Source organism: Pseudomonas sp. B6(2017), from assembly GCF_002112765.1.
Classification (GTDB): domain Bacteria; phylum Pseudomonadota; class Gammaproteobacteria; order Pseudomonadales; family Pseudomonadaceae; genus Aquipseudomonas; species Aquipseudomonas piscis.
The window spans coordinates 43401-56327 of the sequence record NZ_NEIQ01000016.1 but is presented as its reverse complement, the minus strand read 5'-3'; the positions used below and the strand labels follow the sequence as shown (position 1 = coordinate 56327).

The 12927-nt window shown below is 66.0% G+C and carries 11 protein-coding genes and 1 pseudogene; 3 read left to right on the top strand and 9 right to left on the bottom strand.

All coding sequences use genetic code 11. The features are described from left to right. The first annotated feature begins 24 nt into the window (after window positions 1-24). Window positions 25-1254 (top strand): annotated as a pseudogene (locus tag CAG11_RS24945) (MFS transporter). A gap of 3 nt (window positions 1255-1257) precedes the next feature. Here CAG11_RS24945 and CAG11_RS24940 read toward each other — a convergent pair. The 7 genes from CAG11_RS24940 to CAG11_RS24910 all read right to left on the bottom strand — a co-directional run bounded on the left by CAG11_RS24940 (window position 1258) and on the right by CAG11_RS24910 (window position 7802). Then, complete coding sequence (locus tag CAG11_RS24940; RefSeq protein ID WP_085598489.1) at window positions 1258-2262, bottom strand: spore coat U domain-containing protein; 1005 nt, start codon at window positions 2260-2262, stop codon at window positions 1258-1260. Between the two features lie 28 nt (window positions 2263-2290). After that, complete coding sequence (locus CAG11_RS24935) at window positions 2291-4648, bottom strand: fimbria/pilus outer membrane usher protein (RefSeq protein ID WP_085598487.1); 2358 nt, start codon at window positions 4646-4648, stop codon at window positions 2291-2293. Between the two features lie 116 nt (window positions 4649-4764). Next, window positions 4765-5556, bottom strand: a complete 792-nt coding sequence (locus CAG11_RS24930) for a molecular chaperone (protein ID WP_085598485.1) — start codon at window positions 5554-5556, stop codon at window positions 4765-4767. 46 nt (window positions 5557-5602) lie between these two features. Further along, the gene (locus CAG11_RS24925; protein ID WP_085598483.1) at window positions 5603-6103 is read right to left on the bottom strand and encodes a spore coat U domain-containing protein; all 501 of its coding nucleotides are present in this window, start codon (window positions 6101-6103) and stop codon (window positions 5603-5605) included. 4 nt (window positions 6104-6107) lie between these two features. Beyond that, window positions 6108-6644, bottom strand: coding sequence for a spore coat U domain-containing protein (locus tag CAG11_RS24920; protein WP_085598481.1), 537 nt, complete (start codon window positions 6642-6644; stop codon window positions 6108-6110). A gap of 20 nt (window positions 6645-6664) precedes the next feature. Then, window positions 6665-7198 carry a spore coat U domain-containing protein gene (locus CAG11_RS24915; RefSeq protein WP_085598479.1) on the bottom strand — a complete coding sequence of 178 codons (534 nt, stop codon included), beginning with the start codon at window positions 7196-7198 and terminating at the stop codon, window positions 6665-6667. A 103-nt stretch (window positions 7199-7301) separates the two neighbouring features. Beyond that, the gene (locus CAG11_RS24910; RefSeq protein WP_177409175.1) at window positions 7302-7802 is read right to left on the bottom strand and encodes a spore coat U domain-containing protein; all 501 of its coding nucleotides are present in this window, start codon (window positions 7800-7802) and stop codon (window positions 7302-7304) included. A 438-nt stretch (window positions 7803-8240) separates the two neighbouring features. Here CAG11_RS24910 and CAG11_RS24905 point away from each other — a divergent pair, with 438 nt between their 5' ends. Both CAG11_RS24905 and CAG11_RS24895 read left to right on the top strand, forming a co-directional pair. Further along, window positions 8241-8855, top strand: coding sequence for a hypothetical protein (locus CAG11_RS24905; protein WP_085598475.1), 615 nt, complete (start codon window positions 8241-8243; stop codon window positions 8853-8855). Between the two features lie 382 nt (window positions 8856-9237). After that, window positions 9238-10551, top strand: coding sequence for a leucine-rich repeat-containing protein kinase family protein (locus CAG11_RS24895; RefSeq protein WP_085598471.1), 1314 nt, complete (start codon window positions 9238-9240; stop codon window positions 10549-10551). A gap of 71 nt (window positions 10552-10622) precedes the next feature. Here the strand turns inward: CAG11_RS24895 and CAG11_RS24890 are convergent, their stop codons facing one another. Both CAG11_RS24890 and CAG11_RS24885 read right to left on the bottom strand, forming a co-directional pair. Next, window positions 10623-11327 carry a YebC/PmpR family DNA-binding transcriptional regulator gene (locus CAG11_RS24890; RefSeq protein ID WP_068583007.1) on the bottom strand — a complete coding sequence of 235 codons (705 nt, stop codon included), beginning with the start codon at window positions 11325-11327 and terminating at the stop codon, window positions 10623-10625. A gap of 164 nt (window positions 11328-11491) precedes the next feature. Then, a complete protein-coding gene (locus tag CAG11_RS24885; protein ID WP_085598469.1) occupies window positions 11492-12811 on the bottom strand; it encodes an MFS transporter in 1320 nt (439 codons plus the stop codon). Window positions 12812-12927: the final 116 nt, after the last annotated feature.

Sequence of the window (12927 nt, the reverse complement as noted above, 5' to 3'; positions counted from 1 at the left end):
AAAGCAACCAAAACGGAGCCTGCCATGCCTGCCGATTCGCCCACCATCGCCGCCTCAACGCTCTCATCTAAAGTGGTGCTGCTATTCGCCACCGCCTGCGGCCTGGCGGTCGGCAACGTCTACTACGCCCAGCCGCTACTGGACGCCATGGCCCAAAGCTTCGGCCTGGCCCCGGCCACCGTGGGCATCGTCATCACGCTGACCCAGGTGGGCTACGGCCTGGGCCTGCTGTTGCTGGTCCCCCTGGGCGACCTGCTCGACCGCCGCCGGCTCATCGTCACCTAGACCCTGCTCTCGGTGCTGGCGCTGCTGGTCGTGGCCCTGGCGCCGAACGGTACCTGGCTGCTGCTGGGCATGGCGGGCGTCGGCTTGCTGGCGGTGGTGACCCAGGTCCTGGTGGCCTACGCCGCCAACCTGGCGCAACCGGAACAACGCGGGCGGGTAGTCGGCGTGGTCACCAGTGGCGTGGTACTGGGTATCCTGCTGGCGCGTACCGTGGCCGGGGGCATGGCCGACCTGGCGGGCTGGCGTTCGGTGTACCTGCTGTCCGCCGGACTGACCCTGATGGTGGCCCTGGCCCTGTGGCGGGTCTTGCCGGCCGTGCAGCGACCAGCGGCAGCCCAGGGCTACCTGCAACTGCTGGGTTCGCTGCTGTGCTTGTTCAAGGAGGAGAAGATCCTGCGTGACCGGGCCGTGCTGGCCATGCTGATCTTCGCCGCGGCCACCACCCTATGGACGCCGCTGGTGCTGCCCCTGAGCGCCCCGCCGCTGTCGCTCAGTCACACCCAGATCGGCCTGTTCGGCCTGGCCGGGGCCGCCGGCGCCCTGGGTGCGGCACGGGCCGGACAGCTGGCCGACCGGGGCCTGGCGCAATGGACCAGCGGCCTGGCCCTGGGCCTGATGCTGCTCTGCTGGATCCCCATCGGCCTGACCCAATGGTCGCTGTGGGCCCTGCTGGCTGGGGTAATCGGCCTCGACCTGGGCCTGCAGGCCGTGCATGTCACCAGCCAGAGCCTGATCTACAGTGTGCGACCCGAGGCCCAGAGTCGCCTGGCGGCCGGCTACATGCTGTTCTACTCCATCGGCAGCGCCGCGGGCTCCATCGCCGCCACCAGTACCTACGCCTGGGCCGGCTGGACCGGCGTCTGCCTGCTGGGCGCGGGCATCAACGCGATAGCGCTGGGCTACTGGCTGTGGAGCCTGGCCCCGCAGCGCCCGCGCGCCAGCCAGCCCTGCCCGCTGGAAAGCGCCTGACGCTCAGAAACCCACGTCCAGCACCACGTTATCCAGGTAGGTACCGGCCGGCGGCGTGCTCTGGTCGGTATAGATCCTGGCGTTGTAGTTGAACACCTGGCTGCCGGTGCCCAGGCCGTTGCCGGGGTTGACCTCGGCATCGGTACTGGAACGCCGGGCGCTGCCGACGCTGCCCCAGCGGGTGGTTCCGGCGCTCTTGAAGATGTCGTAGGCCAGGAAGTTGCCGCCGGAGACCATGCGCCGCCGACCGCCAACGCTGATCGGGTTCTGGCCGTCGCTCAAGCCCACGGTGTAGGCGCTGCCCTTGGTACAGGCCAGGTTGATGGTCTGCCCGCTGACCGTGGCAAAGGCGCTGATCACCGGTGCGCTGCCGAAGCTGATGTTGGGTGCGGTGATCACGCAGTCGTTGGACACCGTCATGTTCACCGTGAGGCTCTGGGTGCCGCTGCCCACATCCCGCCCCAGGCAGATACCCAGGGCACCGATCCCCGAGCAATAGTTCCAGCTCCAGAAGATGCTCAGGTTCTCGGTATAGACCCCCGCCGCGACATTGCCGCCGGTGACGGTGCCCAGGTAGATCGGTACCGTCTTGGCCACCGTGGGGCTGCCCAGCAGGCCCAGCAGGTCGATGATCGAATTGCGCGCGAAGTCGAAGGCCACGCCCCGGGTGATGGGATAGCTGGTGCTGTTGTTGGCATACAGGGTGTAGTTGATGACATCGCCGGTGGGCCCGACCATGCCACTGGTACTGGAGGTGATGGTGGCGTAGAAGTGGTCGGTGGTGACCAGCAGCGACAACAGCGAGCCGGTGCACCGCAGCCCGGCATTGGTGGTGGAGGCCGGTTGCGAGGTGGTGCGCACCAGGATCGAGCTGACGGTGCCGAACGCCGCCGGGGTGGTGCTGACCGTGGAACAGAGCGCCAGGGCCGGCAGGGCCAGCAGCCAGGCCAGCAAGCCCAGGCCCCATCGTCCCCATGCCCGGCCCCGGCCGGCCTTGAATCCATTCATCTGTCGTCCTCCTGTGGTGGCTACGCGGCTACTGGCAAGCCAGTGGGCCGATCAGCGGGATCTGCTGTTGCTCCAGGTCGATGTCGAACTGCGCCTGGCAATGGCTGCCATCGGCCAGGCCGACCTCCAGGGTGTTATGCGCCGAGAGGTTCTCCAGGTACACCAGGCCATCCCAGCCGACCACCGCCCGCGCCCCGCTCTGCTGGTGGATGACGCTACTGCCCAGGGGCAGTTCCTGCTGGCGAGCGTCCACCAGGACGATGCTCGCGGCGATCACCCGGGTCAGCGGGAACTCCAGCAGGTAGCCGCTGCCACGGCGCACCGCGACCCTTTGCTCGACGTTCGGGCTCTGCACGTTGGCCGGCAGGTTCAATGGATCGATCTCGTACTTGCCCCGGTAGTAGGCGCTGCTCCAGGGCACCAGCAGGTGGCCATTCTGGTCGGTCTGGCCCACCAGCTGGTTCTCGTAGCGCACCGGGATGTCCTTGTAGCCACCGGTGCTGACCACCACGAAGGCATCGTCGATACGGTTGGCGGCGAACACCTCGCGGTCCATCCAGACCAGCGAACCGCTGGCATCGGCCCAGCGCGTCTCGGCCTCGCGAGTGCCATAGACCCCGGCTTGCAGGCGCACCGACTGCAAGCGCCAGGTCAGGTCGGCCTGGCGGTAGTCCGGGCCATCGCCGGTGGCGTAGCCGAGGTTGTAGCCCAGCCCGCCCTCCAGCGGCACCGAGCGGCTGAAGTTGACCCGCTGGCGGTTTTCCCCGGCCTTGCTGCGCTCGTTGCTCAAGCTCAGGCTGCCATACATGTCGAAGGGCACCACCAACTGGGCCTGCATCGCCCACTGGCGTTCGCCGATCTCGCGGTTGGCCGACAGGTAGAAACTGCTGTTGCGCCACAGCGGTTTGCTCCAGGTCAGGTTCAGCAGCCGGGTGCGGGTCGAATCGGCGGCGCGCACGTCGAAGTAACCGGCGCCGAGGCTGCCGAAACGCTCCAGGTTCAGGCTCAGGGTCAATTGCTCGCTGCGCTGGCTGAGGCTGGTGTAGGGGCTATCCACCACCGTCAGGTCGGCGTACCGGTCGCGGCGCTGCACGCGCTGGTAGGACAGGCTGTAGCGCTGGCTGCTGTACTGGTAGCCGAAGCTCAGTTGCTGGCCGCCATTGCCGTCGAAGCGGCTCTGGCTGAAGGCGGTGTTGAGGATCCCGAACTGGCCCAGCCGCAGGTTGCCGCCGAGCCCGCCCAGGGCCAGGGACTGCGAGGCCTCGGCATGGCTTTCCAGGGTCAGGCTGTCGCTCAGGCCGTGGCGCAGGCTGGCGGAGGTCACGCCGGGGCCGTAGCCGAAGTCCCGCAGGGTGTAGTCGCGACGCAAGGTACCGGCGGCCACCGAGAAGTCCGTCAGGCCCTTCTGCAACAGGTTGCTGGTGACATAGAACGGCACGGTGGTGGACACCTGGCGTCCCAGGGCATCGGTGGTGACCACCACCGCCTCCCCCGCACCGTTGATGAAGGGAATGTTGGTCAGGGTGTAGGGCCCAGGTTGCAGTTCGGCGCTGCTGGCCTTGTAGCCATTGATGAACAGGTCCACCGAGCTGGGCACTGCCGCTTCCCCGGCGAACTGCGGCAAGGGATAGGTCACCAGGTCCGGGCGCACGGCGAAGTCCCTGGACAACTGGACCCCGCCCAGGCGCACCGAGCTGCTCCAGGGCAAGGCGCCGCTGACCAGGTCGCCAGCCTCGTAGGTCAGCATGCGTTCGTCATCGGAGAAGCGCCAAGTGGTGTCGTAGCGCCGATAGCCGTTGTTCAGCGAAGCGCTGCGGGCCCCGGACAGGGTCCGCCGGTATTGCCCGCTGTTGGAGAGCGTGCCCCAGCTATCGAACAGCCGCAGCTCGTTCCCCGCGGCCAGGTAGCTGCCGCCGTCGTCGGTGTCGTTGAAATAAAGGTCATAGTTGAGCAACGCGCCGAAGCTGCTCAGGGCCGGGGTCCGCGGATAGGCCTGGCGGCTGCCGATCAACTGCTCCGGCAACCAGTCCGGCGGTACGTTCAGCAACAGGCGCTGGCCCTGGCTGTCGTAATCGCTATGCAGCCCCGGCAAGGCTTCGAGATCGACTTCGCTCTCCAGTTGCTGCGCCAGCTTGATGCCCGTCTCGCGCAAGGCGCTGGCCGATATGAACAACCGCCCTGCACGTTGCTCCACCGCCACCACCTTGCCCGTATCCATCTGGTTGATCACCAACTCCAGGAACAGTTGCGCATCGGCCATCGACTCCAGGCTGCTGGGCGGTGGAGGCAGCTCGCCAGCCTGGATCGGGGCCGCCAGCAGCAAGCCCCACAAGCCAGCCAGCAGCCTTTTCCAGTACCAAGAGCGACGAGCCGGATCCTGGCTCATGAGCGGTTCAAGTCCATCCATGGACCTCTCCATCCCTGGGCGCATGGGCTAACGCCCGCGCCTCCGTCCTTGCCTCCTCCTTGCCGCCGACATCCGGGCGGCGATCTTCGCGCCGTTCAGCGTGAAGGTGGCAGGTCCTGGAACTGCGGCGCGCCATTGACCCGCAGTTGCAGGTTCGAATCGCCGGCCAGGGTTTCCGAGAGCGGCCAGCGCATCACCGCTCCAGGCAACACATAGCCCAACAGGCCCGGCGCCAGGGGGCGGTTCTGCCCGCCCTGCTTGAAGGCGACATCCGTCAGGCGGGCATGCACCGCGCCCTGGTTGCGCATTTCGAGGAAGGTCTTGCCATCGGCGTTCACCTTGCGCCAGCTGAGGTTGGGCACGCCGATGCTCTTGGGGTCCCTGGCCCGGGTGGTGTCTTCCTTGCTCCACAAGCCCGCACCATAGGCGAACAGCGGCACGGAATAACGCATCTGGAAACGAATCGCGGCCACACTCTTGGCATCGCTCTGGGGGCCTGGAGGGGTAGCGGAAGGGATTTCATCGATGATGATCCGATAGGCCAGCTCCTGGCCCGGCGGGATGTCCCGGGTACGGGTCAGGCGCACCAGCTGCTTTTGCCCGGGCTCGATCTTCGCCACCGGTGGGCTGCCGATCACATCCCGCTGGTTCTGGTACTGGTCGGCAAAATCGCTCTGGCTCCAGGCGAAGACCCGGATCTGCAGGTTGGCGGTCTCGCTGCCACGGTTCTCCAGCCACAACGCGCTGGCCTGCTGGTCGGCCTCCAGCACCGGGTCGATGGGCCAGATCAACACCGAACTGGCAGCCCAGGCTCCCGGGGCGCTGGACAACAGCCCGGCCAGTACCAGGTAACCGCAGGCCCGCAGGCCCCGTACAGATAAACGCATACTGCTACTCCTTGTCCGCCTGCCGGCTGGTCCTTGAATCGCCCCATCACCACGACAGCTGCACCTGCAGCACATCGCTGTATGTCCCCCCAGGCTGATTGCCCGGCAATTGCACCTGTCCATAGATCGGCAGGCTGATGTTATTGGCATCGCTGTAGGCCACCGCCACGCTCTGGCCGATCCCCAGGCTCTGGCTGTAGGCCGCATCCCGGAACAACTTGTAGGCCACCCGGGCGGTACCACTGGCAATCTGCATGTTCCGCCCGCCGTTGTTGTATTGGCCGCCGTCCACCGTCATGTTCAAGGTCACCCCCGGGGTGCACTGCAACTGCACGCCACCGGTCAGGGCCACGTTCACCGTGGCGGTGGACAACGCCGACTGCGTACCGAACGCCAGGCTGCCGTAGTTGCTCGCGCCCCCCACCACCAGGCACCCGGCAACGACGGTAGCACTGACCTGGAAACTCTGGCTGGTGGCCGCGGCGATCCAGCCGGGCCAGACAGCGGCACAGATCAGCGCCAGCAGCGCATGACCATGGCGAGCCATGGCATCAGAAGGTCAATTGCACGGACACCGTGTCGGTATAGGTGCCCGCTGGGAGCCCGGCCTTGCCCACTGCCTGGCCATAGATGTTGACCGTCTGGGCCACGCCGGTGCTCGGCGCCAGGGCGATCACCCCATTGATCGCCAGGATCTGCGAATGCCCGGCATCGGTATACAGGTCATAGGGCACGTAGTTGCCCACCCCGTCGTACAAGGCCCGGGTGCCGCCGGTGGACTTGCCGTCGTTGCTGCCGCCCTGCACGGTGATGCTCGGTGTGGTGCCGGCCGAACAGAGGATCGACAAGGCACCGCCACCGCCACCCAGCACCTGGCCGCTGGCGGTGGTGAACAGGCTGTTGGTGGTGCCGAAGTTCAGGGCCCCGAAGTTCAAGCCGGTGGTGCCGCCCACCCCGTTGACCTGGCAACTGCTGGTGAGGATCAGGGTCGAGGTGATCTGGCCGGTGACCGTGGTCGCCCCATGGGCCGTGGAGGCCATGAGCAGGCCCAGCAATGGCCAGCCGATTCGGGATACAAGCGCGTGCATGATGTACGTCCTCTCGTGGTTTACCAATCCAGCGTGATGGTCAGGGTGTCGGTGTAGACCCCTGCCGGAACCGCGCGGGTATTCGCGACCACCGAGCCGAACACCGGAATGGGGATCCGGCTGCCGCTGCTCACTGCGAAATTGCGCTGCTGGCCGATGCTGTAGCTATCGCTACCCGAGGCATCGACGAACAATCGATAAGGGATGGTCTGGCGGCCGTTGCTCAGGCGCCGGGTCGTGCCGTCGCCGTTGAGGCCGCCGTTGATGCTCACCGTGAAACCGGTGACCGAGGGATTGCAGGCCACCTGCAACTGGCCGTCGGCATCGTTGGTGAGGCTGGCCTTGATGGGGTTGACCCAGGTCGGCCCTTGCTGGCCGAAGTCGAGCATGCCCGGATCCGTGACGGGGTGGGTGGCGGAACCACCGCTGCTGACCTGGCAACTGGCGGTGATCACCAGGCGCGCCTGGATCTGCCCGCTGATGGCCGCTTGCGCATCCTCGACCACCAGGCACAGCGAACCCAGGGCGATGATCGTCCAGGCCTTGCCTTTCATTGCACCCATCCCGGTTCCATCAGGACTCCCACTTGAGCCGTGCACTTGCAGCGGCTGTTCCTGTTCTGCGCGAGATCCCCCGCGACAGCGTCGATGCCCCTGGCTACCAGGTCAGGGTCACCTTCAACACATCGGAATAACCCCCGGCCCGCGGAATCTCGGCCAAGGGCTCGATACGCCCGTACAAGGGCAGGTCCACCGTGCCGGAATCCGGCACCCGGCCACTGACCGGGACATTGACCGGCAACGGGATACGCCGCGCCGGGTCCTGGTAGAGGCGGTAAGGGATCGGCTTGCCGGCAGAATCAGCACCAGCCAGGTAGCGCACTTCGCCGACGCCGCCGTGCAGGCCGCCATCGATGCGCAACTGGTAGGGGGTATCGGGATTGCACTCCAGGCGTGGCTGGCGGCTGCCACCCAGCGCCGCACCCAACGGGCCGCGGGCGTCATCCAGGCGCGCGGTGGTGCCGAAGTCCAGGGTGCCGAGCTGGGCCACCCCCGCCTCGCGCTGCTGCCCTACCAACTGGCAACCACGCGCCACATCGACCCGGACCTGCACCTGCAAGTCAGCGGCTCCTGCCGTTACGCCGAGCAATGCGCTCATGACTGCCAAACCCTTACATCCATTCAAGGCCTCGATTCCCTGATGAGAAGCATTAGCTGCCATGAGGTTAGCAACCCGGGCCAAAACCGCCAGTTTGCGTATTAATTTGCCCCAGGGCCCGCCCCAGGCACTTGCGCAACCACAGCCATGCCTTTTCGAGATCGCCGGACGACTGGATTTCCATTGGTCAATTGGCTGCGGTGCTTTTAAGGTGGGCGCCCCGGAACCATCAGAGTCATCACCGTTGGCCGCTTTACCGCCAACACCTGCATCGATCCCATGGCGCTGGCGTTCTGCCAGGCCCGATCGGCAAACGGCAGCGCGCGCCGGGTCGACCCGGGATCACTTTCACCACAAGGCCCGGAACCTGGACTACACCCTGGGCCCTGGCCAGTTGCAGGAAGTCGGCCCCAAACATCCACTCGACCGAGTAGCCCCATGAGATCCATCACCGTTACCGAACTGGTCTGCCTGCACCTGCAGGATGCAACGCTCAAGCATTCATCGCTGTTTGGCCTGGAGCGTTTCTCTGCCGCTGAACTTGCGGCAAAAGGCTATGAACGAGTGGGCGATCCCCGGGACTTCCACCTGTATGAAAAAAACTGCGCGACACGCCATCACCAGCGAACACTGGAGGTGGGGTTCAAGTGCTACTTCCGTGATCGTCAGCTGGTCGGCAGTGGCTTCAACCTGTCTCCCGGGGCCCGCCTGACGTCCATGCTCAAGTACAGGAAACGCCTCGCGGCACGGGACAACATTCCCCCTTCGCAACTGGCGTTTTATTTCTCGGGCGACAAGAAAGAAGGCGCCGTGATTCTCGATGACCGGCACGTAATGCGTTTCAACCAGTGGAGCCACCAGGGCGCCTACCTGATAGCGACACTGGAGAGCGACCTCGACCTGAGCAACCCGCTGGGCAGGACCTCCACCAAGGCGGTGAAAATGACCCTTGAACATCACAGCCTGGAATCGATGCGGGATGGCGCCAGGAATCCCAGGCATCCCGCGGCATTTCGCCAACTGGCTAAAGCACTGCACGATGCAAGCATTTGACGGGGAACAGATCGTCCCTCTGGCAGAAGCGCGTTAGTGCGCCATTCAAGATGGCCAGCCGCAGGTGCTATCGGCGTTTGACGTGAGCCTGGCCATTCATGCGCACAGTCTCGCAGAGCTGGACAGCGCTGGAGCAAAGGCCGGGGACCCGCCCCTTGCGCCCGATGACAGGGCCTTCCAGGCGGACCGCAGCGGCCGCAGGATCGACCTCACCCTGACTGCCGATTGCGCCAGCCAACAGGGAGTGAGCCGCTCTGAACTTAAGGCTCCTGAAAACCCAGTGCCCCCTGGCCCGTCGGCGCAAAGCCGCCCAGGCAGCAAAAACCGCCGATCTCCTTTATCCTGCCCGCCCTTCTGCTGCTTTCGAGTGTTGACGCTGTTCATGGATACCCTTGCCCAACTGCGGGCCGGCCAGCTGGCCGGCATCAAGCGCCTGGACCTGTCCTGTGGCCTGACTGAGTTCCCCCGGGAGATCTTCGATCTCGCCGACTCCCTGGAGATCCTCAATCTCAGCGGCAACGCCCTGCGCAGCCTGCCCGACGACCTGCACCGGCTGCCCCACCTGCGCATCCTGTTCTGCTCGGACAACCTGTTCAGCGAACTGCCGGAATGCCTGGGCCGTTGTGCACACCTGAGCATGATCGGCTTCAAGGCCAACCGCATCGAACGGGTTCCGGCCGCCGCCCTGCCGCCCCAGCTGCGCTGGCTGATCCTCACCGACAACCGCATCACTGAACTGCCGGACGAACTGGGTCGGCGCCCGCTGCTGCAAAAACTCATGCTGTCCGGCAACCGCCTGAGCGCGCTGCCGCAAAGCCTGGAGCAGTGCCAGCGCCTGGAGCTGCTGCGGATCGCCGCCAACCGCCTGACCGAACTGCCGCCGTTCCTGCTGGCCTTGCCGAGCCTGACCTGGCTGGCCTATGCCGGCAACCCACTGGAATCCCAGGTCGATGCCGCAGCCCTGGCATCCACACCCAGTATTCCCTGGGAGCAACTGGTGCTGGCACAGCGCCTGGGCGAAGGCGCCTCCGGGGTGATCCACCAAGCGCAGTGGCAGGCTCCCGGGCAGCCAGCGCGGGCTGTGGCGGTCAAGCTGTACAAGGGCCAGATGACCAGCGACGGCTCACCGCTACATGAAATGCACGCCTGCATCAGCGCCGGCCTGCACCCGAACCTGATCCGGGTCGAGGGCCGCATCGTCGACCATCCCCAGGGCCAGGACGGCCTGGTGATGCAGTTGATCGACCCCAGCTATGCCAACCTCGCCGCGCTGCCGAGCCTGGACTCCTGCTCCCGGGACGTCTATGCGGAGGACGCGAGATTCAGCGCCGCGGTCATCCTGCGCATGGTTCGGGGCATCGCCTCGGTGGCCGGCCACCTGCACGCCCAGGGCATTACCCACGGTGACCTGTATGGCCACAACACCTTGTTCGATGCCCAGGGCGATTGCCTGTTGGGGGACTTTGGCGCAGCGTCGTTCCACGCCCAGGACGACACACCTCAGAGCCAGGCCCTGCAACGCCTGGAAGTACGGGCCTTCGGCATCTTGCTGGAGGAATTGCTCGATCGCCAGGATGGCTCGCTGGCCCCGGCGCAGCATCAGGGCCTGCGGGAACTGGTGCAACGTTGCCAGCAACCGCACGTCCTGGCGCGCCCGGCTTTCGAGCAGGTGATCCGCGAGTTGGACAACCTCTAGAAACGACTTCGCCGGCCAGCAGGCCCCCTTGCGGGAGCCCACTGGCCGGCGAACGAACCGTGCGGCGCGGCTTAGCCGGCCAGGCCGACGAACATGTCCTGGACGTCGTCGTGGTTATCCAGGCCTTCGAGGAACGCCTCGACTTCGGCCATCTGCTCATCGCTCAGGCCACTGACCGGGTTCTTCGGCTGGTAGCCCAGCTTGGCCGAGAGCACGGTGAAGCCTTGCTCCGGCAGGGCCTTCTGTACCGCGTCCAGGTCCGCAGGCTCGGTCAGGAACAGGGTGGCGCCCTCTTCGCCCGGCTCGAAATCCTGGGCCCCGGCCTCGATGGCCGCCAGTTCCGGATCGGCATCCGGAGTGTCCGGCGAGGCCTCGATCATGCCCACGTGGTTGAAATCCCAGGACACCGAACCCGAAGCGCCCAGCTGGCCCTTGCGGAAGGCCACGCGGATTTCCGCTACGGTGCGGTTGACGTTATCGGTCACGCACTCGACGATCAGCGGCACCTGGTGCGGGGCGAAACCTTCGTAGGTCACGCGGTGGTACTGCACGGTCTCGCCCAGCTGGCCCGAGCCCTTCTTGATCGCGCGCTCCAGGGTTTCGCGAGGCATCGAGGCCTTTTTCGCTTGCTCGACCACCAGCCGCAGGTGGGCGTTGGTGGCTACATCAGCGCCGTTGCGTGCAGCGATGGTGATCTCCTTCACCAGCTTGCCGAAGATCTTGCCCTTGGCATTGGCTGCTGCTTCTTTGTGTTTAACCTTCCACTGTGCGCCCATTACTCACTCTCTTTGATCTATGGCGTCGAGTTGGAATTGGCCGACGCGAGGCGCAAGTTTATACGTCCTCTGGGCCCTGATCGACCAAAAAGTCAGTGACCGGCCGAGCTCCGGCCCTTGTCGGACTTGCCGGGAGCGCAGCAGCGGCTCCCGGCGCGAGGACCTCAGGAGCGCACCGGCCTGGCCAGCAGGGGTTCGTTGGAGGCCTGCGCAGGCACCGGCTCGCCCCCCCTGGGCCGGCTGTTCCAGAACGGCACCAGCAACAATGCCGCCACCAGGGCGCAGCCGGCGAACAGCAGGAACACCGTCACCGTATCGAAGTAACCCGGCAACAGGCCGCCGAGGATCGCCCCCACCGAACCGCAACCGTTGACGAACCCGGCCGCCGTGGCCCCGGCCCCGGCCGCGCCGAAATCGATGGCCGCCGCGCCGCTGATCATCGAGTCCGGTCCGTACAGGGTCAGGCCCATGACGAACAGCAGCGCCACCACCAGCGCTACGCTGCCGCTATGCAGCGCGCCCATGAACAGTCCCAGGCTCAGGGTCAGGGCCAGCAAACTGAGGACGCAGGCCGGCATGCGCCGGGCGCCGAACAGCTTGTCCGAGGCCAGCCCGATCATGATCGGCCCCAGCAACCCGGCCAGCTCGAAGGCCGTGGGCACGATCGCCGCGCCGACCTTGCCCACCGAGGGCATCTGCTCGTAGACGATCACCGGCCCCCACAACAGGATCGCGTAGCGCGCCGGCTTGAGCAGGAAGTACGCCAGCCCCAGCACCAGCACCGTGCGATTACGCAGGATCGCCTGCAGTGGCGCCCAGACCCCAAGGCGACAACCCTGGGCAGGCTCCTGGGCCGTCGTCACCTCCTCCACCGCCGGCAGGCCCACGTCCTGCGGGGTATTGCGCTGGAAGATGAAGAACAACAACGCGGTCAGGCCCACCACCACCGCACTGGAGATGAACGCTGCATGCCAGGTTCCCACCAGGGTGTAGGCCCACCAGCCGGCGAAGGGCGAGGCCACCAGGCCGCCAAAGGCGTAGCACGAACTCCACAGGCCCAGGACCCGCCCCCGTTGCTCGGCGGGAAAGAAGCTGCCGATGTTCTTGCACAGCCCCGACCAGCCGGTGGATTGCGCCAGCCCCTGGACCAGCATGCAGGTGGCGAATATCGGCAAGGTGGCGAAGCTGCCCATCACCAGCGCCGCGGCAGCGGAAATCAACAGGCCGCCCAGCACCACCACCCGCGGGCCGAAGCGGTCGGCGAACATGCCCCAGGTGAACTGCCCCACGGCGTAGGCCGCCAGGTAGATGGCATCGAGGTTGGCCATGGCCATCTTGTCGAGGGTGAAGTCGGGATCGTCGGCGATCCCCAGCTTGGCGACGGAAAAGGCCTTGCGAGTGAAATAGAACGCCGCGTAGGCGATCCAGGTGATGGCGAAAATCTGCACGCGCCAACGTTTGATGGTGCCGATCTGCTTGTTCATCGTGATTCTGACCTCAGGGTGAGTGTGCCGGCTGGATGCGAAGCAAACGCCTGTGTTTTTTGTTGTTGAGCACGGCGGCAGGGCCCTTGTGGCGGGCGCTGCCGGTCAGACGGGGC

Coding starts and splice junctions, on each gene's coding strand:
- CAG11_RS24920 (WP_085598481.1), bottom strand. CDS start 6,644: ATGCACGCGCTTGTATCCCGAATCGGCTGGCCATTGCTGGGCCTGCTC.
- CAG11_RS24940 (WP_085598489.1), bottom strand. CDS start 2,262: ATGAATGGATTCAAGGCCGGCCGGGGCCGGGCATGGGGACGATGGGGC.
- CAG11_RS24910 (WP_177409175.1), bottom strand. CDS start 7,802: ATGAGCGCATTGCTCGGCGTAACGGCAGGAGCCGCTGACTTGCAGGTG.
- CAG11_RS24890 (WP_068583007.1), bottom strand. CDS start 11,327: ATGGGCGCACAGTGGAAGGTTAAACACAAAGAAGCAGCAGCCAATGCC.
- CAG11_RS24935 (WP_085598487.1), bottom strand. CDS start 4,648: ATGAGCCAGGATCCGGCTCGTCGCTCTTGGTACTGGAAAAGGCTGCTG.
- CAG11_RS24915 (WP_085598479.1), bottom strand. CDS start 7,198: ATGAAAGGCAAGGCCTGGACGATCATCGCCCTGGGTTCGCTGTGCCTG.
- CAG11_RS24930 (WP_085598485.1), bottom strand. CDS start 5,556: ATGCGTTTATCTGTACGGGGCCTGCGGGCCTGCGGTTACCTGGTACTG.
- CAG11_RS24905 (WP_085598475.1), top strand. CDS start 8,241: ATGAGATCCATCACCGTTACCGAACTGGTCTGCCTGCACCTGCAGGAT.
- CAG11_RS24925 (WP_085598483.1), bottom strand. CDS start 6,103: ATGGCTCGCCATGGTCATGCGCTGCTGGCGCTGATCTGTGCCGCTGTC.
- CAG11_RS24895 (WP_085598471.1), top strand. CDS start 9,238: ATGGATACCCTTGCCCAACTGCGGGCCGGCCAGCTGGCCGGCATCAAG.
- CAG11_RS24885 (WP_085598469.1), bottom strand. CDS start 12,811: ATGAACAAGCAGATCGGCACCATCAAACGTTGGCGCGTGCAGATTTTC.